The organism is Flavobacterium fluviale (assembly GCF_003312915.1).
GTDB lineage: Bacteria > Bacteroidota > Bacteroidia > Flavobacteriales > Flavobacteriaceae > Flavobacterium > Flavobacterium fluviale.
Genome location: NZ_CP030261.1, coordinates 1640022 through 1663443 on the forward strand (window position 1 = coordinate 1640022; position 23422 = coordinate 1663443).

Sequence of the window (23422 nt, forward strand, 5' to 3'; positions counted from 1 at the left end):
ATAGATTTTTTTCTGTAAAGCTTGGGAAAAACTAGCTTTACAGATCAAAATTTTTTTAACATGAAAAAGATAAACAAACTTGTTTTCGCAGTAATGCTGCTTTTAGCTGTAAACTCATTTTATGGTCAGAATTTAAAAATCATGACCTACAATATCCGCTTAGATGTTGCTTCAGATGGAGAAAACGCCTGGCCAAAGCGAAAAGATTATTTTACTTCTCAAATTCGTTTTTACAGCCCGGATATTTTTGGAGTGCAGGAAGCAACACCCAATCAAGTTATTGATATAGCATCGGCTCTGCCAAATTATAACAAATTTGGAATCGGCAGAGAAGAAGGAGGTTTGGGAGAAGCTTCTTCGATTTACTATAAAAAAGATCGTTTTAAAGTAGAGCAATCCAATACTTTTTGGTTGTCAGAAACGCCAAATGTGGTTTCAAGAGGATGGGATGCAGCTTGTAACAGAGTTTGTACTTACGGTCTTTTTAAAGATTTAAAAACCAAGAAAACGTTTTGGGTTTTTAATCTTCATTTAGATCATATGGGAGAAGTTGCCCGAGTAAAAGGTGTCGAACTTGTTCTTTCTAAAATAAAAGAAATAAATACTAAAAACTATCCCGCTTTTTTAATGGGAGATTTTAACTCAGAACCTGAGACTAAACAAATTGTCGAGATCAAAAAAGTAATGGATGATACCAAAGATGTTTCAAAAGAAAAACCTTTTGGACCTTCAGGAACTTTCAACGACTTTAAGCATAATGAACCCGTAACATTATTATTAGATTACATCTTTATATCAAAAAATAGCGGACTTAATATTCAGAAACATGCAGTTCTAAGTGATTCTAAAGATTTAAAATATCCGTCGGATCATTTACCTGTTTTAATAGAAATAGATTAAATGAAAAACATCAGTAAAAAACTTCAAATCCTAGTTTTACTGCCTGTAATAGCCATGCAGTTCAATTGCGGATCTTCAAAAAATGTTACAGCTAATTCGGGAAAAGTTGAATCTTGGATGACTACTTCAGACGAGACTTCAAAACTCAAAAAACAGCCTGATTTAGTTTTTAGTTCAGAGGCAAATTCAAATCAGACAATTGAGGTAAATCCTGCGGAGAAATTTCAAATCATAGAAGGTTTCGGGTTTTCATTAACCGGCGGAAGTGCTCAGGCAATTATAAAACTAGACAAACCAAAGAGAGAAGCTTTGCTTCAGGAATTGTTTTCTAGAAAAAATGATGCTATTGGTTTGAGTTATCTGCGAGTTAGTATTGGAGCATCAGATTTGAATGAGAAAGTTTTTTCGTATGATGATATGCCGGAAGGCCAGACCGATTTAAAATTGGAAAAATTTAATTTAGGACCAGATTTAGAAGATGTAATTCCAGTTTTAAAAGAAATTTTAGCCATAAATCCTAAGATTAAAATAATGGGTTCTCCGTGGTCGCCTCCAGTTTGGATGAAAGATAACGGAAGCTCAAAAGGCGGTAGTTTACAGCCCAAGTATTATCAGGTATATGCCGAATATTTTGTAAAATATATTCAGGCAATGAAATCGCATGGAATTGTTATTGATGCCATTACACCTCAAAACGAGCCTTTGCATCCAGGAAACAATCCAAGTTTATTGATGCTGGCAGAACAGCAGGCAGATTTTATAGGCAATCATTTAGGTCCCGCTTTTGCGAAAGCCAAAATCAAAACCAAAATTATTGTTTACGATCATAATTGCAACAAACCCGAATATCCTTTGACGATTTTAAAAGATCCAAAAGCAAATCCTTTTGTTGCTGGTTCAGCTTTTCATTTATACGAAGGAGATATTAGTGCTCTAACAACAGTTCATAATGCTTTTCCAGATAAAGATTTGTATTTTACCGAACAATATACAGGAACAGGAACAAATTTTGAAACTGACTTGAAATGGAGTGTCAAAAATGTAGTAATTGGTTCTATGCGTAACTGGAGTAAAAATGCACTTTCGTGGGGATTAGCCAATGATGAATTTTACAAACCTTTTACACCAGGAGGATGTTCGACTTGTAAAGGAGCGTTGATGATCGATCAAAACCAAAATATAAAAAGAGAAGTGGGATATTATATTATAGGACATGCTTCTAAATTTGTACCAGAAGGTTCAGTAAGAATAGCTAGTAATATAGTAGGAAATTTACACAATGTTTCTTTTAAAACTCCGTTAGGACAAATCGTTCTGATTGTAGAAAATGATGGAGCTTCGGCAGAAACTTTTAATATCAAATACAACCAAAAACAAACTTCAACCACACTAAACGCGGGTGCAGTAGCTACCTACGTTTGGTAAACAACTTAAACTTATGAAGAAAGTAACCACAATTACACTGTTGCTGTTTTCGCTTTTTGCGTCGGCACAACAGCAGACAATAGATCAGAAAGTCAACGATCTATTGAAGAAAATGACAATTGAAGAAAAAATTGGACAGTTAAATCAGTACACAGGAGATAATCAGGCAACTGGACCAATAACTATTAATCCAAACAAACAGTCCGAAATTAAACAAGGTTTAATAGGCTCAATGTTAAATGTTGTTGGAACAAAATATACCAGACAATATCAAGAATTGGCTATGCAGTCAAGACTTAAAATTCCGTTGTTATTTGGTCAGGATGTTATTCACGGTTATAAAACTACATTTCCAATTCCGCTTGCAGAAGCAGCAAGCTGGGATTTAGAAGCAATCGAATTAGCGGCAAGAGTTGCAGCGACAGAAGCAGCGGCGAGCGGTATTCACTGGACATTTGCACCAATGGTCGACATTGGGCGTGATCCGCGCTGGGGCCGTGTTATGGAAGGTGCAGGAGAAGATACTTATCTAGGTTCTAAAATTGCTTATGCTAGAGTTAAAGGTTTTCAAGGAAATAAACTGGGCGATTTAAACTCCGTTATGGCTTGCGTAAAACACTTTGCAGCTTACGGCGCAGGTGTTGGCGGAAGAGATTATAACTCTGTAGACATGAGCGAAAGAATGTTGTTTGAAACTTATTTGCCGCCTTTTAAAGCTGCGTTAGATGCAGGTGCAGCAACTTTTATGAATTCATTTAATGATATTAATGGAATTCCAGCAACAGGAAATGCTCATTTACAAAGAGATATTTTAAAAGGAAAATGGAATTTCCAAGGTTTTGTGGTTTCAGACTGGGGATCAATTGGCGAAATGGTAGCGCATGGTTATTCTAAAGATCTTAAAGAAGCCGCTTATGCTGCCATTACTGCCGGAAGCGATATGGATATGGAAAGTAATGCATATCGTCAGAATCTAGCTCAATTAATAAAAGAAGGCAGAGTTTCTATTGATTTAGTGGATGATGCCGTAAAACGTATTCTTCGCAAAAAATTTGAATTAGGATTATTTGATGATCCTTACAGATATTCGGATGAAAAGCGTGCTGAAAAAGCCTTGTCAGATCCAGCAAACAGAAAAGCAGCACTTGAAGTGGCGCAGAAAAGTATTGTTTTATTAAAGAATGAAAACCAGACTTTACCAATTTCAAAAAATGTAAAAACTATTGCTTTCATCGGACCAATGGTAAAAGAATACAAAGAAAATATGGGATTCTGGTCTGTAGAACTTCCAGAGGTTGATTATAATAAATGGATTGTTTCACAATGGGATGGTCTTCAAAATAAAGTGGGTAAAAATACAAAGCTGCTTTACGCTAAAGGATGTGAAATTGAGGGAACTAACAAAGACGGTTTTGCAGAAGCTGTTGCAGCTGCAAAACAAGCCGACGTTGTGATTTTGAGTATTGGTGAAAGACGCGACATGAGCGGTGAAGCAAAAAGTAGAAGTGACCTTCATTTGCCAGGCGTTCAGGAAGATTTGGTAAAAGTAATTCAAGCAACAGGAAAACCAGTTGTCGTTTTAATTAATGCAGGAAGACCTCTTGTCTTCAATTGGACAGCAGACAATGTTCCTGCAATCGTTTATACTTGGTGGCTGGGTACAGAAGCTGGAAATGCAATTGCAAATGTTTTATTTGGAGATTACAATCCGTCTGGAAAACTGCCAATGACTTTCCCGAGAGAAGTAGGGCAGGTGCCAATTTATTACAATCATTTTAGTACAGGAAGACCAGCCAAAACAGAAAGCGAAACCAATTATGTTTCGGCTTATATTGACTTAAAAAACTCTCCTAAATACCCTTTTGGATACGGATTAAGTTATACAAAATTTGATTATTCTGGTTTGAAATTATCGGCATCAAAAATAAAAAGTAACGAAACGATTAAAGTTTCTTTCCAATTATCAAATGTTGGAAAAGCCGCTGGAGAAGAAGTAGTTCAGTTGTATTTGAAAGATAAATTTGGATCTGTTGTGAGACCAGTTTTAGAGTTGAAAGATTTCAAAAAAGTGAAATTAAATGCAGGAGAATCTAAAACAATGGAGTTTACAATTGATAAAGAAAAACTTTCTTTCTACAATGATAAATTGGAATGGACAGCTGAGCCAGGAGATTTTGAAGTAATGATTGGAGCTTCGTCTGCAGATATTAAATTAAAATCTGATTTTGAATTACTGGCTAAGTAGTAATTTACTTTTATAAATAAAAATGGGGCCTTTAAGCCCCATTTTTTATACGAATTATTTAAGACGTTTTTTAAAATTGAATTTTATAAGATTAAGTAAACCTTGCTCTATAATATCAATTCCTATTCCAAAATTGCTGTCGGCAATCGTGTGATGATCTGTTCTGAACTTTTCAAAATCAGCTGCAGGAATTTCTAAATTAACCAGCGGTTTAAAATCTACAAAAATAGAAGCACTGTTTTTAGTTACTTTTTTACGGCTCGTATAATCAAAATAAGGATTATTTATGGCGCTTTCCTGGCGCGTAAATTTCTCTTCGGTATCTATTTTTTGATCTGTATGAAGATTGATTTCATATTTTTCGTTGTCAAAATTATGCCAAAACGGAACATCGGTATGCATAAAATCGCGGGCATTATTCTTCACCACATTTCGATCAAAATACATCAAAAAACGATTCTTTTGATCATCTGTAAAATAAGGATTTTCAATAGATGAATTGTATTGAATTGTAAATTCATTCAACGTTTTATCATCGCTTACAATTTCAATTGACGCATCTTTAAATACTGTTCTAAGATCAGTTCCATTTCGGTCACTAGAATAATTTAAAGTATAAAATAAGAAATTGTTCCAGCTGTCGATTATTTCCCTTTTATTCGTATTCTTAAAGTATTTACGCATGTAATTGGCACGGTTTCCTTTGTATGTAGTAGTCAATTTTAGATGCCCCTCATTATTTTGTGCATTAAAATCTACTTTTTCATTAATTCCATAATAAGAAAATCTGTGCGGCTGTCTAATTTGTAACTGCTGGTTTGGTTTTACTTCCAAATAATGCATAAAGTAAATATAGCAACGGTATTCAATTAGTCCAAATTCATCTCTGGCTGTAGCATCAATAAAATAAGTTTCATCCTTATAATTGATTTTTACAATCACATGATTAAAAGTAAGAAGCGAAGGCAGATAATGTTTGATATAATGATCTGAATTGAAGTTAACCAAAACAACAGAAGAATCAATATTGATATAGTCTAAAACCACTTTCAGTAAAACAGATTTAGCCTTGCAGTCTCCTTGTTTATTTTCGTAAGTTATAGCTGGCTCTTGCGGCTTATGCCCATTCATTTCATCAGCATTAAAAATATAATTTACGTGGTTTTGTACATATTCAACAGCAAATCGAAGCTGCTCATCTTTATCAGAAATCGCATCTAGTTTTTCTACCAGCTTGGGAGCAAATTCTTTTAAAGAAGCGTTACTATAAATTTCGTCGTATAAGGGTGAAATATAATTGGATAAATCTGTCCAGTTGCTGTCTGTTGCAAAATCAATATAAGGAGCAATTTCCCTGTTTATATCAAAAGAATTGATGTAATTTTCTTTTTCAATTACAAATCTTTCTCCTTTTTTTAGATAATTAATTTCCGGCTCCAAAACATTTCCAGCTTCATCTCTGTAGAATGTTTTCTTGTACGCAATTGTCGCTTTTCGGTCATTAATAAAAGTAAATTTGTAATTTCCATAAGCCCAGTAAGTACTTGGAGTTACATAAACATATTTTAAATATTCTTTTCTAAGGAAATCACGATCGGTAAAAACTTTTACTCTTGAATCTTCAGCAATTAAAATATCATAAAGACGTAAATCCTTAATCGTTATATTTATTTTTTTGGTACTGCTCAAGACACCGCCTTCACTTTGATTTTCATTATCCAAAACTTTAATCTTTGTGTCTGGGATTTTATCAATTAAAACACCGTCTCTCAGAACACTGATTCTGTGTATAATGAAAGTTTCATTTTCTTCAACAATAACATCTTTTACAGAAGCACTTTCTAGATTTGAAGGTTCATTAAGCGTATAAGCTACACAGGCATATTCGCTGTTTTCTGTATCACTTGTATAATAAATTTTATCTAAGAAGTAACAGAAATCGCGCCCTTCGTCAACCTGTTTATTTGAAAAATCAGATTCTTTTATATATTCGATCAGCTGATTGTCATCAATTTTTGAAGCCCAGTGTTCGGGTTTTTGAATTTTGTAATTTTCTGATTCTATGATGTTTTCCATATTTATAATTTTACAGGAGTATATTCTTACTTTCAAAAGAGCTAAAGTAAGTAATAATGCCCGATTTTACTCGATATAATTGTAAAATATATGTCAAAAAAAAACCTCACTGAAAGGAAGTGAGGCTGCATTATAAATTATAAAAATGTGTAAAGGTTATTTTAATACTGTATTTATGAAATCCATTGCACCAATTCCTTTGTATGAAGCATATAAAGCTTTTTCATAAGCTTCTTGTTTTGCTTTTTTATTTTTTACATCAGTTTCGACAATCATTTCATTAAAAATTCTTTCCTGCTCTTCACTATATTTTAAAGAAGCTTCCAGAAGATATGTTTTCGAAACAAAACCGAATGAACTCCAGATTTTGGTTCTAATTTTTTGATTAATATTTTTTAACGGATTGTCAATCATAACTTCTGATTTTAACTTTTCACTGCTTGCTTTCTACAATAGAACAAGCTGATTTGTAATGCTTTTCTTGGAAATAACTTTGAATTTAGCAATTTAAATCTTTAATGTGTTATTATGACGCAATGTAATTATTTTTTTTAAATTTGAAATTAAAATTTTCGTTAAATTGTGATTTACACCTTCTCTAACCATTAAAAATTAAAACACAATTTCGTAAATGTAAATTAGTTTTATAAAATGCAGTAAATTGCAGTATTATTGAAAGAAAGATTTACCCTTAAATATTCGAATGCTAAAAGACATTATAGATAATAATGAGAATTACCAGCCTGGACTTTCTATCGATTGTGTAATTTTTGGTTTTCACGACAATCAGCTTAAAGTTTTATTGATAAAAGTAGAACGTGCAGCTAAATGGTCTCTTCCCGGCGGATTTATTCCGGTAGATCAGGATATTGATACTGCAGCAAATACGGTACTAAATGGTCGAACTGGTGTAGAAGGTGTTTTCTTGAGACAATTTGCGACTTTTGGAAAAGTAAAAAGAAATGAACAGCATTTCGATAAAAAGATTTTAGAGTACCTGCAAATAGAAGAAGAAAAAGGAAAATGGCTTACGCGCCGTTTTGTTACAATTGGATATTATGCTTTGGTTGATTTTTCTAAAATTCTTCCAAATCCGATGAACAGATATGAAGTTGTAGAATGGATTGACCATAAAGAAGTTCCAGAACTTATTTTAGATCACCGTGAGATTCTCGATAAAGCGCTGGATACTTTAAGAGTGGAATTGAATTTAATGCCAATTGGTTATAATTTACTGCCAGAAAAATTTACGATTCCAGAACTGCAAAAACTGTATGAAACTATTTTGGACAAAAAGCTGGACCGCAGGAATTTTTTACGCAAAATTACTAATATCGGAATTCTAACGAAACTTGACGAAAAGAAAAGCAATGTCGCGCACAAAGCACCAAACTTGTATTCTTTTGATAAAGAAAAATACGATGAGGTTTTAAAAAATGGACTGAATCAAGGATGGTAAAATTTGTTTAACCGAGATCTAACAGACTTTATATGTTAGTTCTGATAAATAATTTACGATTATGATCTCAATTGAAACATTTAGAAAATTAGCTCTATCATTTCCAGATGCATCTGAAGAACCTCATTTTGAGAAAACCTCTTTTCGTGTCAAGAAGAAAATATTCGCCACTTTTGATGAAAAGAATAATCGTGCGGTTTTAAAATTAAACGAAATCGATCAATCGGTTTTTTGTGCTTCCAGCGAAATGATTTTTTATCCCGTTCTAAATAAATGGGGAAAACAAGGCTGGACCATTGTGGAACTTTCAAAAGTACGACCAGAAATGTTCGAAGATGCGTTAATACGTTCGTACCAAAATGTTCTAGGTAAAAAGTAATACTATTCCAAATACTATTTGACAATTGTTCTAAAAGTCAAATTTACCCTTGGTTTTTGAGTGGTTTTAGTTGGCGGTAATCGATGCAGCCAATGGCTTTGGGTTTCATCTTTCATAACCAATAAACTTCCATGCTCTAAAATCATTGAAACGGTTTCTTTAGATTCTTTATGTTTGAAGGCAAATTTCCGTTCGGCACCAAAACTTACAGATCCGATTGCGCCATTTTTCTTTAAATCTTTTTCAGCATCGCTGTGCCACGCCATTCCTTCTTCGCCAGAATGATATAAATTAAGCAGACAGGAATTAAAAGTTTCCCCTGTTTTTTCTTCAATGATTTTCTTTAACCTTAAAAGCTCAGGAGTCCAAGGCAGCGCTTTTTTGGTCGTATTCGAATACGTATATTCAAATTCCCGATCGCCATACCACGCTACTTTTCGTTTCGTTAAAATTAGTTTTCCAAAGATAATGGCTTCGTCATTTTTCCATTCAATTGTATTGAGCAGAATATCGCGATAGAAATCAGCTTCTTCTCTTGAAAACAATTTTCCGTAATAATTTACAGTTCCATCTTTAGGAAGCAAATTTGTAGTTTCGTCTATTTGGGGATTAAATAAGTCCATTTTTCCATTTTAAATATTTGGGTTTCATGCAATGACCGCAAGGCCTGAAACCATTTTCTTTGGCTTCATTTTCAGACAAAAAGAAAACACGATTTTCGCGTTTCATTCTTTTTCCCGAAGCACATTGCAGCGTTCCGTAGATTTTTAGTTTCTGGTTGCCGCCAAAGCAAATTTCCGCATTTTTAATTTTATTTCGAAGATCTGAATCTGAAATTTTATTGTGTTGAAGCATTCCTGATAATTTACGATTTTTTATTCTGTAGAGACGCACCACAGTGGGTCTAAGGTCACGTATTTCCGCAAAGAATCTCTGTCGATAATCTCTGTGTACACGCAATGCGGTGCGTCTCTACAGACACTATTTACCTTTGTACCTTAATTTAACGCATCATGAAAAATAATCCCAAGGGTAAAACGTTCACCAGAATGAACTTCACTGACACCATGTTTCATGTTGACACGGTGATATCCTTTTGTTCCTATTACAGGTCTGAAGTTAGTAGTAAAAACTAGAATATCCCTTTTTTTTGGTTTTAAAACAATTGCTTTCGATTGTGCTCTTGGCGTTTGCTGCGTTAATACAAATTCTCCACCAGTAAAATCTTCGTCAGGTTCTGAAAGAAAAAGTACAATTTGAATAGGAAAATAAACATCACCATACAAATCCTGATGCAAAGTATTAAAACCACATTTCCCATATTTTAAAATCAAAACCGTCGCTTTCAATTGATTATTATCGTGACATTGTTTTAACAATTCTTCATGTTTTTCAGGAAAAATAGTGTTGATATTAAGAGCTTTCATCCAAGCATTTGCAATGTGTGCCAATTTCGGATAAATAGAAGTTCGAATATTCTGAATCAAATCGGGCAGAGGATAATTGAAATATTTATATTCACCTAAACCAAATCGATAACGCTCCATTACCACAGTTTTTCGATATGAATTTGGATTGTCATAGTCGAATTTTAAATCTTCACATTCTTCGTTTGTGAGAAGATTTGGAATAATAGAGAAACCATTTTGGTGCATAGTTTCGGTGATGCTTTCCCAGTTTTGAGAAGCAATTCTAGATTGTATAGTTTGCATAATAATTTTAGTTTGATTAATGAAGAATATTTGCATACACACATCTGTAGAGACGCACCGCAGTGCGTCTGTACAGATATGTTTTTGTGTTGAGAATTTTTTATAATTATTGATTTACCTGCGCACCTTCCCAGCCAATTATGGCCGTTTTTCGGGTATTTCCCCACATATAACCGCCAAAGATTCCAGAAGATTGAATTACGCGGTGACACGGAATTAAAAACGCAACAGGATTACTGCCAATTGCAGTTCCGACTGCTCGTGATGCATTTGGTTTTTCAATTTGCTGTGCAATCGAACCATAAGTAGAAAGCTGTCCCATTGGAATCTTTAATAAAGTTTCCCATACTTTCAATTGAAAATCGGTTCCTTTTAAATGCAGTTTGATTTCAGATAATTTTCTCCAGTCGTTTTGAAAAATAAATAGCGCATTTTGTTGTGCTAAATCTAATTTTCTTGTGAAAGACGCATTTGGGAATTTGTTTTTTAAATCCACAAATCCGATTGTTTCATCTTCGGCGAAAGCCATAAAACAAACACCTTTTTGAGTTGACGCAACAATAATATTCCCAAACGGACTTTCGGCAAAACTGTAATTAATTTCGAGATTTTTGCCGCCGTTTTTATATTCAGCAGGTGTCATTCCTTCGATATTTACAAACAAATCGTGAAGTCGGCTTGTGCCGGACAAACCAGTTTCATAAGCTGTTTCTGAAACCGTTGCCCGATTTTCTTTGAGTAGTTTTTTAGCATGTTCAATACTTGTGTACTGCAAAAACTTCTTCGGACTTGTTCCTGCCCATTCGCTAAAAAGTCTTTGAAAGTGAAACGGACTCAAATGCACTTTCTCCGCAACCTCATCGAGATTGGGCTGCTCTTTAAAATTAGCTTTGATATAATCTATAGCTTCGGCGATACGATTATAATTGATGGTTTCCTGTGTGTTCATCTTCATTCAATTTTATAATACAAATATCGATTGGTTTTAGAAGGTATAAAATCCGAAACTTGCTTAGTTTTTTGTTTCAAGTTTCAGGTTTCACGTTCCGGCATAACCTGAAACCTGAAACTTGAAACAAATTTTAAATCGAATGTCTTTAATGCGCTGTAGTTTTCGAAAAAACATTAATTACAACAACACCAATTACAATTAAACTCAACCCAATTATTGCGGGTAAATCTGGGATTTCTTTGAAGAAAATTGCACCAATGATGGTAATTAGTACAATTCCGACTCCAGACCAAATGGCATAAGCGAAACCAACAGGAATCGTTCTAATTGCAAAACTTAAAAAATAAAATGCGCCGCAATACCCGATAACAGTAATTATGCTTGGAATTAATTTGGTGAATTCTTCAGACTTTTTTAATGCTGAGGTAGCAATGATTTCGAAAACAATGGCAATAAATAGGAATAAAAAATTCTTCATGTTTTATTTAAGATTATGTTGTCTTGTTGAGACACTTATTAATTTATAACCATTTTCTGTTCTTAAAAACTCAAAATGATCTTGTCCTAGATCTGTTTTGTTTTTTGGATTGATGACAATATCCATAGTGGGATACAACCAATCTTTTGCTTCATTGCAATTATTGAAATAGATTTCGTACTCACTTGATTCAAAAATAAATTGATTTAGTCCGTCAGAACTAATAAAATAATCGGTTTTTAGATTTTGTAATTCCTGAAGTTTTAATTTTAAATAGGTATAATTTTGATTGATGAATTTAGCTTTCGCCGAATTTATCCAGCCGTCTGGTTCTTTCCAGTAAGTAATTTTATCAAAAGAATGTTTTTCTAAATTGGCTTTGGATAAATCTTTAAGTAAAGTGTTCTCTAACCAAAATTTAAATTCCTTTTCAAAATTTATGAAAGAGTAATATTGTCCGTCAACTCCTTTGAAATTTTCTCTTATTGGATCTTTACTAGGTTCTTTTGATTTTTCTAAAGAATAAAAATTTAAATCACGGATGTAAACGAAATTGTCAATTAAAACTTTGTTAGTAATGTCTATTAAGAGTTCTTTTCCGCCAGACCAGAAAAAATGTTCATCGCCTTGTTCTCTTTCTTTTTTCGCATCTATAAGAGCGGTAAGCATTCCGTTTTTAACATTCGATAAAGCACTATAATCGGCTGGAATGACTATTGTTCCTTTGCTGTTGAAGAGCCCCATTTTATCAGTTTTCGGATCTCGAAATCTTATAAAACCCTCACTTTCGCAATCTGTACTATTATCAAAAGTATACAAACTGTCACGCCCAATTATTTTTCCTTCCTTAGTTAAGTAATAGCTTTTCCACTTGTTATTTTCCTCTTCTGTAACAGCAATAATATTTTCAAATTTACGTGCAATCGTAAAACCCGTAAATTTAGGCTCAATTTTAATTACACCATTTTTATCTTGAAAACCAATTTTTGTAGTGTCTTTGTTCCAAAAAGCAGTCCATGTATCGCTGGTTTGTGCAAATAAAGTACAGCTAACAAGAAAAGTATAAAGAAGGACAATCTTTTTCATGGAAATTTATTTATCGCAGATGAACTTCTGTTTCGTTATTTTTTGCTTCATCAAAGCAATCGGCGCATAGCATTTTAAAATCGGCTTTGGCTTGAAAAACTTCAGTCCATTCCTCGCCATTATCCAGCAGCCATTGTTCGCATTCATCGCACCAAGCAATTTGCGGAAGATCTTCTTCGGCTTCGGAATAGAAAAAGCCGACTTTATCTTTCGTGTCTATTGCCATTGCAATATGAATACAGCCAAAAGTCATTTCTTTTGAGCCATGTACTTCACATAAAACTTTTTCAATCATAATTATATTTTGGCGGGTTCTTTAATTTCAAATTTAAACTTAAAATTTCGAATTTAAAACAGAAAACCCGACAGGTTTTTAAAAACCTGTCGGGTTTGAATATGTATTTAGATAATCTAAAATCTAAACTCAGAAATCTAAAATCAATTTAGTATCTGTAGTATTCTGGTTTGAATGGACCTTCAACTGGAACACCAATATAAGCAGCCTGATCGTCACGTAAAGTTTCTAACTCAACGCCTAATTTAGCTAAGTGTAAAGCAGCAACTTTTTCATCTAAATGTTTTGGTAACATATAAACTTCGTTTTTGTAAGCTGCGCTGTTATTCCATAATTCGATTTGAGCCAAAGTCTGGTTTGTAAATGAGTTACTCATTACAAAACTTGGGTGACCAGTAGCACAACCAAGGTTTACTAAACGACCTTCAGCCAAGATGATGATATCTTTTCCGTTGATGTTGTATTTGTCAACCTGAGGTTTGATTTCGATTTTAGACGCACCGTGGTTTTTGTTTAACCAAGCCATGTCGATTTCGTTATCGAAGTGACCGATGTTACAAACAACCGTTTTATCTTTCATTTGTTCGAAGTGCTCTCCAAGAACAATATCTTTATTTCCTGTAGTTGTAATGATGATATCAGCATTAGCAATTACAGTATTTAATTTTTTAACTTCATAACCGTCCATTGCAGCTTGTAAAGCACAAATTGGATCGATTTCAGTAACTGTTACAATAGATCCAGCACCTCTAAAAGAAGCAGCAGTTCCTTTTCCAACATCACCGTATCCACAAACGATTACTCTTTTTCCAGCCAACATTAAGTCAGTTGCACGACGAACAGCATCAACTGCAGATTCTTTACAACCGTATTTGTTATCAAATTTAGATTTAGTAACAGAGTCGTTAATGTTGATAGCAGGCATTGGTAAAGTTCCAGCTTTTACTCTTTCGTAAAGTCTGTGAACACCAGTTGTAGTTTCTTCAGAAAGACCTTTAATTCCAGGAACCAATTCTGGGTAACGATCAATAACCATGTTAGTTAAATCTCCACCATCATCCAAAATCATGTTCAATGGTTTTCTGTCCTCACCAAAGAATAAAGTCTGCTCAATACACCAGTCAAATGATTCTTCGTCAAGACCTTTCCAAGCATAAACTTGAATTCCAGCAGCAGCAATAGCAGCAGCAGCCTGATCTTGAGTAGAGAAAATGTTACAAGAAGACCAAGTAACCTCAGCACCAAGAGCGATTAAAGTTTCGATTAAAACAGCAGTTTGAATCGTCATGTGTAAACATCCAGCGATACGAGCACCTTTAAGAGGCTGTTCGTCTTTATATTCAGCACGAAGCGCCATTAAACCTGGCATTTCAGCTTCAGCTAATTCAATTTCTTTTCTTCCCCAAGCCGCTAGAGAAATGTCTTTTACTTTGAAAGCCACATAAGGCGTAGTTGTAGTACTCATTTATAGTGTATATTTGTATATTGTAAAATTTTTGCAAATTTACATAATACCTTTTGAATTTTACTACTTTCTATCAGATTTGTGAAATCTTTAATTTCTTAATCTCTAGAATATTAGTTTATAAATCGTTTTAAACCATATAACTGATATAAGTTCATTTTAAAAAAGATTGTTAAACTATTACCTTTGCAGTGAATTGCTTATATTTACTAATACATTTTTGAGCCAGCAGTTATATTTTCTGATATTACTTATATGGTTTAAAATTAACCATTCATAATTTACAATTAAAAAGAAATGCCTTTATTTCAGACCATACAATTCAATGAAACTACTAAAATTTTAATTTGGGAAATAACCGAATCTTTTGATGAATTGTATAGTAAAGTAACACTAAAAGAAAAAACACAGCGAAGACTTGACGGAATGAAATCGCAGATGCATCAGCGTGCTTTTTTAAGTGTTCGAATGCTGATTCAGGAAATGGGTTTTACCGATAAAGACTTGCATTATGACGAATTTGGCAAACCGTATTTTGATTGTCATAATTATATCTCAATTACACATTCATATCATTTTGCTGCGATAATTATAAGCGATGAAACGGTAGGAATTGATATGGAATTGCAGCGCGAAAAAATTCAGAAAATTGCAGATAAATTTACGGATTATGAATGCAATTATTTAGAACCAAAATTTTCAGAAGAATATATTAAAAAGCTTACGGTTATTTGGGGTGCTAAAGAGGCAATCTTTAAAATTAGAAATGAAAAAGGAATCAGCTTTAAAGACCATATTAGGGTAGAAGATTTTTCTTTAGATAAAAAACAAACTCAATCCAGCCTTCATTTCGATGATCTGATAAAAGATTTTGATGTTCATTATGAAGAAATCAAATCAGATAATTTTGAAGGAACTTTTACTTTGGTTTATGCTTTTGAGAAGTAGTTTTTAGTCGCAGTTTTCAGTGACAGTTTTCAGTCTAGTCATTGCTTCGTTTCTCGCAATGGCAGAATAATGATTAAATTTCGCTTTCTTTTTGTCTATGCTTAAACATACTCACATAAAGGAAAGTGCTCATTTTTCGAGCGCGTCTTTTTAAGGTTTCGACATTTTCGCCTTCAAAATGTTCATCTAATGTCTGCGCCCAGTGATTCAGCCAGATTCCGAATTCGTTTGCTGTAATACTTTCGTTAAAATGAGCGTCAACTTCATTATGAACCGCATGCGGATTTCCTTTGTATTTGCGTACGGCAAATAAGTTCGTTTCCCAAAAATCAGTCAGTTTTTCAAGATGCGCATCCCAATCTGTAATTATTTCATTAAAATAAGAGCCAATTTCTTGATCGGCTCTTATCTTATCATAGAATTGATTTACCAAAAACGTGAGATCATCCCTATTTTCTATTTGCTTTTTCACAGAATGAGAGTGTTTAACAGAATAAATACCACGCTTAAAATTGAACTAAGAATTAAAAGATTGAAAACTACTTTATGTTTCATTTGTGCCAAAATTGAAGTATTTACAAAAATACAAGCTAAAACAATGATAGCTAATTGAATCATTTGAAAAACAGAAGTTCCGTTAGATAAAACGTACATTGCAGCAGCGCCTCCTAAACAGCTTTGACCAATTACAGCCATTGCAGCAGAACCCATATAACTTTTGTTGAAATTTTCGAATGTTGTTTGATATAGTGTCATGATATTGAGATTTTTATACCACAAAGGTACGTTCACAATACCGCTGCATTTTATGATTAAAATCATAAAACGAGAACTTTTTTATCTGTATACTTTCCTGTTTATAATCTTCAATTCGCCTTTTTTTTCTAAAGCTTTTATAGCCCGAATAACTGTTTCTACACGTAAACCAGTTAAATCTCCAATTTGCTGTCTCGTAAAATTAATCAGATAACCATTTTTATCTTTTTGAAAATTAAAGTAAGCAATTCCGTGATCGATTAATTTTAAAACCCGATGTTCTGGTTCATGTGTCGATATTTCCGCGGCCATAACCGATTTATAATACAATCGCTGCGCAAGGTTTTCGATGATTTTAATACTTATTGCAGGATTTTCTTCAAGCAGTTTCATGAAATTAGATTTTGGAAGAAGCAAAATCTGGCTGTCTTCTACAGCAATTGAATTGGCAGGATATTTTTGGTTTAAAAATAATGGAGGTTCTCCAAAAGACTGCTCTTTATAAAATATTCCCTGAATAAATTCTCGTCCGTCGTCGTTGTAATTAGACATTTTGATTTCGCCAGAAACTATCTGATAATAATACGCGGGCAGATTTCCTTCTTCAAAGATAATTTCACCTTTTTCAAAGGACTTTTTTACCGCACCATATTTCTCTAATAATTCTGCTTCGATCATAAATTGATTCTTTGGTTCTTAACAAAGACATTACAAATATAATTCATTCATAATAGTTCTTCTACGTTAAAAACTTTTTACTTTTACAGCCATTATGGAGCAAAAAACACTTACTACGATCCATCAGCAGATTTTGGCAGCTAAGAAAAGCGGCCAGAAATTATTGGCTATACTTTTGGATCCTGATAAAATTGTCTGGGAAAATTTAGAACATTTATTAGATAAAATAAATCAATCACCTGCAACCCATATTTTTGTTGGAGGAAGTATTGTTCAAAGCACTATTTTAGAAGATTTAATTGCACAGCTAAAACAAAAAACAAATTTACCAGTTGTAATATTTCCTGGAGATCCGTCGCAGATTTCCCCACAGGCAGATGCTATTTTGTTCCTGTCTTTATTATCTGGAAGAAATCCTGATTATTTAATAGAATATCAAGTTCAGGCAGCGCCAATATTAAAAAAAACAAATCTTGAAGTACTATCAACAGGATACATTTTAATTGAAAGCGGTAATGAAACGGCTGTTGCCCGAGTTAGTAAAACTGAGCCGCTTAACCGCGAAAACTTTGATCTCGCTCTTGCAACTGCACAAGCAGGCGAAATGCTCGGCAACAAATTGATTTATCTAGAAGCGGGAAGCGGGGCAGAGAAGCCGGTTCCTTTAGAAATGATTTCACTGATTGCTCAAAACATCGAAATTCCTATAATTGTTGGAGGAGGAATTGTAGATTTGCATGGAATTAAAAAAGCTTATAATGCTGGTGCAGATTTAGTGGTTATAGGAACTGCTTTTGAAAATGACAGTCATTTTTTCGATTCATAAAAATTAACCGCCTTTAAATACCACAAAAATGATTGACTTTTTTCTTGATAGTTATAAAAATGCGCCGTTGTGGCATATTGCTCTTGAGTTTTTAGTATTTGTTTTTGGTATTTTAAGTGTATGGTTTGCAAAAAAAGAAAATATTTGGGTTTACCCAACAGGATTAATTGCAACGGTAATTTCAGTTTACCTGCTATATGTAGCAGGTTATATTGGAGACATGATTATCAATGCCTATTTTTCAATAATGAGTATTTACGGGTGGTATGTTTGGGCAAAAGGAGGAACAGTTGAAGAAAATCTGCCGATTACTCGTACAACTTTTAATGAAAAAATAATTGGAATCTTACTGTTTATTGTTACCGTTTTTGTAGTTTTCGGAATTTATAAATATTTTGGCTATGAAATTAAAGCAGACAATTATGTCGATATGATTTCGTCTGGAATATTTTTTGCGGGAATGTGGTACATGGCCAGGAAGAAAATAGAAAACTGGACACTTTGGATTATTGGTGATATTATTGTTGTACCTCTTTATGCCTATCGCGGCTTAGGGATGCTGTCACTTCAGTATATAATTTTTACAATTTTGGCTATTGCAGCTTATTTAGAATGGAGAAAGATCTTAGACAGCAAAAAACAACTATAATAAAAATTGCTTTATTTGGACCTGAAAGTACAGGTAAGACCACATTGGCAAAACAGCTTGCAGAATATTACGAAACAGAATGGGTTCCAGAATTTGCACGCGATTATTTACAGGAAAAATGGGAAGAAAATCAGCACATCTGTGTTGCAGATGATATGATGCCAATTGCCTATGGTCAGACTGCACTGGAAAACCAAAAACTGGCTTCGGCAAATAAATACCTGTTTTGTGATACCAATTTGATGGTAACAAAAGTTTTTTCTGAAATGTATTATGGTTTCTGTGATCCGCTTTTACATGAAGCGGCATTGACGCACGAATACGATTTATTCTTTTTAACAGATATTGATGTTCCTTGGGAGAAAGATGATATTCGAGATACCCCAGAAGGAAGAGAAACTGTGTTTTCTGTTTTCAAACAAACATTAATTGATACCAAAAAGCCCTTTATTACATTGTCTGGAGATAAAGAAAGCCGTTTAGCAAAAGCGATTTCAATCATTGATAATTTAACCATAGCCAAAGAAAGTGGTTTCTCATCTGATGACTTTGTACAGATATATAATAGAGGAATTTCTTTTGATGTTATTTTAAAACAATTAGATGTTTTTAAAAAAGGAATTGCAAAAAGCACTTTACTTAGACCAGCAACAATTAATGATGGAATTTTAAGTTTGTCAGAGAATGACTTTAAAGAAAAAGCACTTTTCTTCGATAAATATAAAGATGATTTTAAAATTAAAAAGTTTGTACCTGCTTCTGGTGCGGCAACAAGAATGTATAAGTTTTTGATTGCTTTTTTAAATGATTTTTATATTCAAAAAGAAACCATTAATGCTTACATCAACAGAAAAAATGATAAGGAACTTGCCATTTTTATTGTTGGAATGGAGAAGTTTCCTTTTTTTGCAGCGGTAGATAAAAAACTTAGAGAGATTTATCCCGATTTTGATGTCTTAGAAAGAGATTATAAAAATTACTATTTTATAAAATTATTGCTTTCTCCAGATCATTTTAATTCTGCCAACAAGCCAAAAGCAGTTTTACCTTTCCATTTATATAAGACACATATTGCAAATCCAATTGAAGAACATTTAAATGAATGCGTTCATTATGCGTCATCAAGAAATGTATCTAATTTACATTTTACAGTTTCAGAAATTCATCAGGATTTGTTTGAAAAAGCAGTTTTAGAAGTAAAGGGAAATATTGAAAAGCTTTCAGGAATTGAAATTAATATTGGCTATTCGTACCAAAATAAAAGTACGGATTCTATAACTATTGATACAAGAAACAAAGTTGTTAAGGATACAAACGGGAAGTTAATCTTTAGACCAGGAGGACACGGCGCTTTAATTGAAAACCTGAATAATCTTGATTCGGACATTATTTTTATTAAAAACATAGATAATGTCATTCAAAATCATATAGAACAAATTACATTATACAAAAAAGCTTTGGCAGGTGTTTTAATTGAAATGCAGCAGAAGAGTTTTGAATATCTCAGGCTTATAGAAGCAGGAGAGATTGCAGAAGAAAATATTGCTGCTATTCTGCGGTTTCTACAAAAAGAGTTTAACGTTGAAATGACACCAGATTTCAATAAATTTACTTTTGAAAATAAAATAACGAAACTTAGAGATCTATTGGATAGACCAATTCGTGTTTGCGGAATGGTTAAAAATGAAGGAGAACCAGGTGGAGGACCTTTTTGGACGATCAATAAAAAAGGTATAAAATCTCTACAAATAGTAGAGACTTCTCAAGTTGATTTGGAAGATAAAAAGCAAGAGAGAATTTTAGCAGAAGCAACTCATTTTAACCCAGTAGATTTGGTTTGCGGAATTAAAAATTATAAAAATCAAAAGTTTGATTTAGCACAATATGTCGATCAAAATACTGGTTTTATTGTAGAGAAAAGTATTGAAGGTCGATCTGTTAAAAATTACGAACTTCCAGGCTTATGGAACGGTTCAATGGCAAATTGGTTAACTATTTTTGTTGCAGTTCCTTTGATTACTTTTAATCCGGTAAAAACAGTAAATGATTTATTGAAAGCAGCACATCAGCCACAATAAAATGGATACAGAAAAAATCATATCAGAGTTGGGCTTTAAAGCCGTTCGGAGCAGCGGTGCCGGCGGACAAAACGTAAATAAAGTTTCGTCAAAAGTAGTCTTGAGTTTTAATCTGAATGCTTCTCAGGCTTTATCAGAAGATGAAAAAACACTTTTAAAAGACAATTTATCTGCTCGTTTAACTACTGAAAATATCCTGATTTTAAATTGTGATGAAGATAGAAGTCAGCTAAAAAACAAAGAAATTGTTATAAAGAGATTTCTTGATTTAATAAAAAAGGGGCTTTATGTTCCTAAGGTTAGAAAAGCAACAAAAGTTCCAAAATCGGTAATTAAGAAAAGAATTAAAGATAAAAAAAACGTTTCGGATCTTAAACAGTCAAGAAGAAAACCTGATTTTTAGTATTAAGATTGGAGAATTAAGTACTAAGAAAGAGATCTAAAACTAAATCTTGATACTATGTATATTTATCTTAATACTTTTCTATATTTGCACTGTCTCAAAGGGGTGCTCCAAATAACGAGCTGAGATCATACCCAAAGAACCTGAGCGAGTAATGTTGCTAAGGGAAAAAACGACAATTTTAAGCGTGCACACTTTATATTGTCGGAAACACATTTATTAATTTAACAAAAGAATAATTCCCCCTTTTATTTGTAATTTTTTACAGATGAAAACTATCTTTAAAGGTACTGAGGTACTAAGTTGCAAAGGTTCTAAGGTTCAAAAAATGAGCAGAACCAAATCTATTTTATTTCTTCTATTCTCTTTTTTCTATTCTCTTTTTTCTTTTGCGCAACAGCAAGATTCTACCAAAGTAAACTCTCTTGATGAGGTTTTAGTTTCTGCAGTTCGTGTTACTTCAAAAACGCCTGTTACTTTTAGTAACATGGATAAAAAAGAAATTAAAACGCGAAACCTTGGACAGGATATTCCAGTTTTAATGAATTATCTGCCATCTGTTGTAACAACTTCTGATGCGGGAGGCGGAATTGGTTATACGGGAATCAGAGTCCGCGGAAGCGATGCTACAAGGGTAAACGTTACTATTAACGGAATTCCATACAACGATTCTGAAAGTCAGGGGACTTTTTGGGTTAATATGCCCGATTTTGCTTCTTCTGTAGAAAGTTTGCAATTGCAACGCGGTGTTGGAACTTCTACAAATGGTTCTGGAGCTTTTGGTGCTAGTTTAAATATGCTTACAGACAATTATGCAGCAAAGGCAACTGGCGAAATTTCGAGTTCTTATGGAAGTTTCAATTCCAATAAAAACACCGTAAAATTCAGTACAGGATTATTAAATGAACATTTTGAATTGGCAGGACGTTTATCCACTATTAAATCAGATGGTTATGTTGATCGTGCAAGTTCTGATCTGAAATCCTATTTTCTGCAAGGAACTTATGTTGGAAAAACAACTTTAATTAAAGCTTTGGCTTTTGGAGGAACTCAAAAAACTTATCAATCATGGAACGGAATCGATGCTGAAACTTTAAATGAGAATCGCAGATACAATTCGGCTGGAGAATATACCGATGAATTTGGAAATACGCGTTACTATGATAATGAAACTGACAACTATAACCAAGATCATTATCAGTTACACTGGAGTGAATCAATTTCTGATAGATGGAGTACAAATCTAGCCTTACACTACACAAAAGGGAAAGGTTATTTTGAAAATTATAAGGAAGATGCACTAATGTCTGAGTATAATTTGGCACCTGCAGATGATGTTTCAGAGACAGATCTAATTCGTCAAAAATGGTTAGATAATGATTTTTACGGAACTACTTTTTCGGCAAAATATAAAGATGAAAAACTGGATGTTATTGTAGGCGGAGGCTGGAATAAATATGAAGGCGATCATTACGGAAAAGTAATTTGGGCGAGAAATGCTGCAGACTCAGAATTGGGAGATCATTATTATGATGATTTTTCTACAAAGACTGATGGAAATATTTTTGCTAAAGCAAATTATCAATTTACAGAAGAATTGAGTTTCTACGGAGATTTACAATACAGAAATGTGAAGTACAAAGCTAATAGCGCAGAAACAGGTCTGGTTGATGATAATTTTAATTTCTTTAATCCTAAAGCAGGTTTGAATTACGCTTTTAATCAAAATAATACATTGTATTTTTCTTATGCAAGAGCTAACCGTGAGCCAAACAGAACCGATTATGAAGGCGGAAACGTAAAGCCGGAAAAATTAAATGACTTTGAGTTAGGATGGAGATTTAATTCGGAAAAATTTCAATTGAATTCTAACCTGTATTATATGGGATATAAAGATCAATTGATTTTAACGGGAAGACTCGACGATGTCGGTGCGCCAATTCGTGCCAATTCGGAAAAAAGTTACCGCTTAGGTTTTGAGTTTGATGCTACAATTGCACTTTCGGATAAGTTTACATTGAGACCGAACTTTACTTTAAGCAGTAACAAAAATGTAGACTTAGCAGTAGACGGTGAATATTACGGAACAACCAAAATTGCCTATTCGCCAGAAGTAATTGCAGGAAATATTATTGTTTATAAACCAATTGAGAATTTGTACGTTTCGCTATTGCAGAAATATGTTGGAGAACAGTATATGAATAACATTGAACTGCCTGCAGCTAAGTTGGCAGATTATTTTGTAAATGACTTGAATGTTTCTTATGAAATAAAACCAAATACTATTTTTAAATCAATTACGATCACAGGATTGGTGAATAACATTTTCGATAAAAAATATGTTTCAAATGGAGCAATGTGGGACATTTACCCATACTATTATCCACAAGCAGGAATTAATTTTTTAGCTGGATTGACATTGAAATTTTAAGATTTAAACTAAAACGCAAAAAAGCCCATAAGCCTCAATTTCATTTGAGATTTATGGGCTTTTTTGTGTTAACTCGTTAAGGTTATATCGATTTTTTTGTTTTTTTTAACGTTTTTTTTCGTACGTTTATAACGTTAACCAAAAGCAAAACATTAACAAATTAAAACCTTATTCAATGAAA

At 33.3% G+C, this 23422-nt stretch carries 24 protein-coding genes; 11 read left to right on the top strand and 13 right to left on the bottom strand.

From position 1 onward, the window contains the following. The first annotated feature begins 60 nt into the window (after nt 1-60). From HYN86_RS07290 to HYN86_RS07300, 3 genes are read left to right on the top strand one after another with little or no spacing between them, the layout of a single operon-like run. A complete protein-coding gene (locus HYN86_RS07290; RefSeq protein ID WP_113677443.1) occupies nt 61-900 on the top strand; it encodes an endonuclease/exonuclease/phosphatase family protein in 840 nt (279 codons plus the stop codon). Further along, complete coding sequence (locus HYN86_RS07295) at nt 901-2325, top strand: glycoside hydrolase family 30 protein (protein WP_113677444.1); 1425 nt, start codon at nt 901-903, stop codon at nt 2323-2325. It begins immediately after the preceding gene. A 13-nt stretch (nt 2326-2338) separates the two neighbouring features. Continuing rightward, a complete protein-coding gene (locus HYN86_RS07300; RefSeq protein ID WP_113677445.1) occupies nt 2339-4570 on the top strand; it encodes a glycoside hydrolase family 3 N-terminal domain-containing protein in 2232 nt (743 codons plus the stop codon). Nucleotides 4571-4624: 54 nt separating this feature from the next. Here HYN86_RS07300 and HYN86_RS07305 read toward each other — a convergent pair whose 3' ends face one another. Continuing rightward, nucleotides 4625-6646, bottom strand: a complete 2022-nt coding sequence (locus HYN86_RS07305) for a hypothetical protein (RefSeq protein ID WP_113677446.1) — start codon at nt 6644-6646, stop codon at nt 4625-4627. Between the two features lie 156 nt (nt 6647-6802). Next, complete coding sequence (locus tag HYN86_RS07310; RefSeq protein WP_113677447.1) at nt 6803-7060, bottom strand: hypothetical protein; 258 nt, start codon at nt 7058-7060, stop codon at nt 6803-6805. Between the two features lie 289 nt (nt 7061-7349). On the opposite strand from HYN86_RS07310, the gene HYN86_RS07315 reads away from it, so the two are divergent. Both HYN86_RS07315 and HYN86_RS07320 read left to right on the top strand, forming a co-directional pair. Beyond that, nucleotides 7350-8105, top strand: coding sequence for an NUDIX hydrolase (locus tag HYN86_RS07315; protein ID WP_113677448.1), 756 nt, complete (start codon nt 7350-7352; stop codon nt 8103-8105). Between the two features lie 61 nt (nt 8106-8166). Beyond that, complete coding sequence (locus HYN86_RS07320) at nt 8167-8484, top strand: MmcQ/YjbR family DNA-binding protein (RefSeq protein ID WP_113677449.1); 318 nt, start codon at nt 8167-8169, stop codon at nt 8482-8484. A gap of 14 nt (nt 8485-8498) precedes the next feature. On the opposite strand, the gene HYN86_RS07325 is transcribed toward HYN86_RS07320, so the two are convergent. From HYN86_RS07325 to ahcY, 8 genes are all read right to left on the bottom strand, one after another. Next, nucleotides 8499-9107, bottom strand: coding sequence for an alpha-ketoglutarate-dependent dioxygenase AlkB family protein (locus tag HYN86_RS07325; protein ID WP_113677450.1), 609 nt, complete (start codon nt 9105-9107; stop codon nt 8499-8501). Continuing rightward, nucleotides 9094-9339, bottom strand: coding sequence for an Ada metal-binding domain-containing protein (locus HYN86_RS07330; RefSeq protein WP_113679877.1), 246 nt, complete (start codon nt 9337-9339; stop codon nt 9094-9096). The genes HYN86_RS07325 and HYN86_RS07330 overlap by 14 nt, the downstream gene beginning before the upstream one ends. 143 nt (nt 9340-9482) lie before the next feature. Further along, nucleotides 9483-10196: a 2OG-Fe(II) oxygenase gene (locus tag HYN86_RS07335; RefSeq protein WP_113677451.1), complete on the bottom strand. Its 714-nt coding sequence runs from the start codon at nt 10194-10196 to the stop codon at nt 9483-9485. Nucleotides 10197-10302: 106 nt separating this feature from the next. After that, nucleotides 10303-11145 carry a bifunctional helix-turn-helix domain-containing protein/methylated-DNA--[protein]-cysteine S-methyltransferase gene (locus tag HYN86_RS07340; RefSeq protein WP_113677452.1) on the bottom strand — a complete coding sequence of 281 codons (843 nt, stop codon included), beginning with the start codon at nt 11143-11145 and terminating at the stop codon, nt 10303-10305. Between the two features lie 148 nt (nt 11146-11293). Then, nucleotides 11294-11626, bottom strand: coding sequence for a DMT family transporter (locus HYN86_RS07345; protein ID WP_113677453.1), 333 nt, complete (start codon nt 11624-11626; stop codon nt 11294-11296). Nucleotides 11627-11629: 3 nt separating this feature from the next. Then, nucleotides 11630-12712 carry a WG repeat-containing protein gene (locus HYN86_RS07350; RefSeq protein ID WP_113677454.1) on the bottom strand — a complete coding sequence of 361 codons (1083 nt, stop codon included), beginning with the start codon at nt 12710-12712 and terminating at the stop codon, nt 11630-11632. Nucleotides 12713-12722: 10 nt separating this feature from the next. Then, nucleotides 12723-13007 (bottom strand): hypothetical protein, encoded by a 285-nt coding sequence (locus tag HYN86_RS07355; protein WP_113677455.1) that lies wholly within the window; start codon nt 13005-13007, stop codon nt 12723-12725. A gap of 148 nt (nt 13008-13155) precedes the next feature. Next, entirely contained in the window at nt 13156-14472 is a 1317-nt protein-coding gene (gene ahcY, locus HYN86_RS07360) for an adenosylhomocysteinase (RefSeq protein WP_113677456.1), read from the bottom strand. A 297-nt stretch (nt 14473-14769) separates the two neighbouring features. On the opposite strand from ahcY, the gene HYN86_RS07365 reads away from it, so the two are divergent. Next, the gene (locus HYN86_RS07365) at nt 14770-15420 is read left to right on the top strand and encodes a 4'-phosphopantetheinyl transferase family protein (protein WP_113677457.1); all 651 of its coding nucleotides are present in this window, start codon (nt 14770-14772) and stop codon (nt 15418-15420) included. Nucleotides 15421-15493: 73 nt separating this feature from the next. On the opposite strand, the gene HYN86_RS07370 is transcribed toward HYN86_RS07365, so the two are convergent. The 3 genes from HYN86_RS07370 to HYN86_RS07380 are packed head-to-tail and all read right to left on the bottom strand — an operon-like array spanning nt 15494 to nt 16854. Then, a complete protein-coding gene (locus HYN86_RS07370) occupies nt 15494-15892 on the bottom strand; it encodes a group III truncated hemoglobin (RefSeq protein ID WP_113677458.1) in 399 nt (132 codons plus the stop codon). Continuing rightward, the gene (locus HYN86_RS07375; RefSeq protein ID WP_230406441.1) at nt 15889-16242 is read right to left on the bottom strand and encodes a hypothetical protein; all 354 of its coding nucleotides are present in this window, start codon (nt 16240-16242) and stop codon (nt 15889-15891) included. Before HYN86_RS07375 ends, HYN86_RS07370 begins: the two co-directional genes overlap by 4 nt. 15 nt (nt 16243-16257) lie before the next feature. After that, nucleotides 16258-16854 carry a Crp/Fnr family transcriptional regulator gene (locus tag HYN86_RS07380; RefSeq protein ID WP_113677460.1) on the bottom strand — a complete coding sequence of 199 codons (597 nt, stop codon included), beginning with the start codon at nt 16852-16854 and terminating at the stop codon, nt 16258-16260. Between the two features lie 94 nt (nt 16855-16948). Here HYN86_RS07380 and HYN86_RS07385 point away from each other — a divergent pair, with 94 nt between their 5' ends. From HYN86_RS07385 to HYN86_RS07405, 5 genes are all read left to right on the top strand, one after another. Then, entirely contained in the window at nt 16949-17680 is a 732-nt protein-coding gene (locus HYN86_RS07385; RefSeq protein ID WP_113677461.1) for a geranylgeranylglyceryl/heptaprenylglyceryl phosphate synthase, read from the top strand. A 28-nt stretch (nt 17681-17708) separates the two neighbouring features. Then, on the top strand, nt 17709-18329 hold the full coding sequence (pnuC, locus tag HYN86_RS07390) for a nicotinamide riboside transporter PnuC (protein ID WP_113677462.1): 621 nt from the start codon (nt 17709-17711) through the stop codon (nt 18327-18329). Further along, the gene (locus HYN86_RS07395) at nt 18293-20407 is read left to right on the top strand and encodes a DUF4301 family protein (protein WP_113677463.1); all 2115 of its coding nucleotides are present in this window, start codon (nt 18293-18295) and stop codon (nt 20405-20407) included. Before pnuC ends, HYN86_RS07395 begins: the two co-directional genes overlap by 37 nt. 1 nt (nt 20408) lies before the next feature. Beyond that, nucleotides 20409-20810, top strand: a complete 402-nt coding sequence (gene arfB, locus HYN86_RS07400) for an alternative ribosome rescue aminoacyl-tRNA hydrolase ArfB (protein ID WP_113677464.1) — start codon at nt 20409-20411, stop codon at nt 20808-20810. A gap of 268 nt (nt 20811-21078) precedes the next feature. Continuing rightward, on the top strand, nt 21079-23241 hold the full coding sequence (locus HYN86_RS07405) for a TonB-dependent receptor (RefSeq protein WP_113677465.1): 2163 nt from the start codon (nt 21079-21081) through the stop codon (nt 23239-23241). Nucleotides 23242-23422 lie beyond the last annotated feature (181 nt).

Coding starts and splice junctions, on each gene's coding strand:
- HYN86_RS07340 (WP_113677452.1), bottom strand. CDS start 11,145: ATGAACACACAGGAAACCATCAATTATAATCGTATCGCCGAAGCTATA.
- HYN86_RS07350 (WP_113677454.1), bottom strand. CDS start 12,712: ATGAAAAAGATTGTCCTTCTTTATACTTTTCTTGTTAGCTGTACTTTA.
- HYN86_RS07325 (WP_113677450.1), bottom strand. CDS start 9,107: ATGGACTTATTTAATCCCCAAATAGACGAAACTACAAATTTGCTTCCT.
- HYN86_RS07385 (WP_113677461.1), top strand. CDS start 16,949: ATGGAGCAAAAAACACTTACTACGATCCATCAGCAGATTTTGGCAGCT.
- HYN86_RS07300 (WP_113677445.1), top strand. CDS start 2,339: ATGAAGAAAGTAACCACAATTACACTGTTGCTGTTTTCGCTTTTTGCG.
- HYN86_RS07405 (WP_113677465.1), top strand. CDS start 21,079: ATGAAAACTATCTTTAAAGGTACTGAGGTACTAAGTTGCAAAGGTTCT.
- HYN86_RS07320 (WP_113677449.1), top strand. CDS start 8,167: ATGATCTCAATTGAAACATTTAGAAAATTAGCTCTATCATTTCCAGAT.
- HYN86_RS07355 (WP_113677455.1), bottom strand. CDS start 13,007: ATGATTGAAAAAGTTTTATGTGAAGTACATGGCTCAAAAGAAATGACT.
- HYN86_RS07310 (WP_113677447.1), bottom strand. CDS start 7,060: ATGATTGACAATCCGTTAAAAAATATTAATCAAAAAATTAGAACCAAA.
- HYN86_RS07345 (WP_113677453.1), bottom strand. CDS start 11,626: ATGAAGAATTTTTTATTCCTATTTATTGCCATTGTTTTCGAAATCATT.
- HYN86_RS07395 (WP_113677463.1), top strand. CDS start 18,293: ATGGAGAAAGATCTTAGACAGCAAAAAACAACTATAATAAAAATTGCT.
- HYN86_RS07315 (WP_113677448.1), top strand. CDS start 7,350: ATGCTAAAAGACATTATAGATAATAATGAGAATTACCAGCCTGGACTT.
- arfB (WP_113677464.1), top strand. CDS start 20,409: ATGGATACAGAAAAAATCATATCAGAGTTGGGCTTTAAAGCCGTTCGG.
- pnuC (WP_113677462.1), top strand. CDS start 17,709: ATGATTGACTTTTTTCTTGATAGTTATAAAAATGCGCCGTTGTGGCAT.
- HYN86_RS07335 (WP_113677451.1), bottom strand. CDS start 10,196: ATGCAAACTATACAATCTAGAATTGCTTCTCAAAACTGGGAAAGCATC.
- HYN86_RS07330 (WP_113679877.1), bottom strand. CDS start 9,339: ATGCTTCAACACAATAAAATTTCAGATTCAGATCTTCGAAATAAAATT.
- ahcY (WP_113677456.1), bottom strand. CDS start 14,472: ATGAGTACTACAACTACGCCTTATGTGGCTTTCAAAGTAAAAGACATT.
- HYN86_RS07295 (WP_113677444.1), top strand. CDS start 901: ATGAAAAACATCAGTAAAAAACTTCAAATCCTAGTTTTACTGCCTGTA.
- HYN86_RS07375 (WP_230406441.1), bottom strand. CDS start 16,242: ATGATTTTAATCATAAAATGCAGCGGTATTGTGAACGTACCTTTGTGG.
- HYN86_RS07365 (WP_113677457.1), top strand. CDS start 14,770: ATGCCTTTATTTCAGACCATACAATTCAATGAAACTACTAAAATTTTA.
- HYN86_RS07305 (WP_113677446.1), bottom strand. CDS start 6,646: ATGGAAAACATCATAGAATCAGAAAATTACAAAATTCAAAAACCCGAA.
- HYN86_RS07380 (WP_113677460.1), bottom strand. CDS start 16,854: ATGATCGAAGCAGAATTATTAGAGAAATATGGTGCGGTAAAAAAGTCC.
- HYN86_RS07290 (WP_113677443.1), top strand. CDS start 61: ATGAAAAAGATAAACAAACTTGTTTTCGCAGTAATGCTGCTTTTAGCT.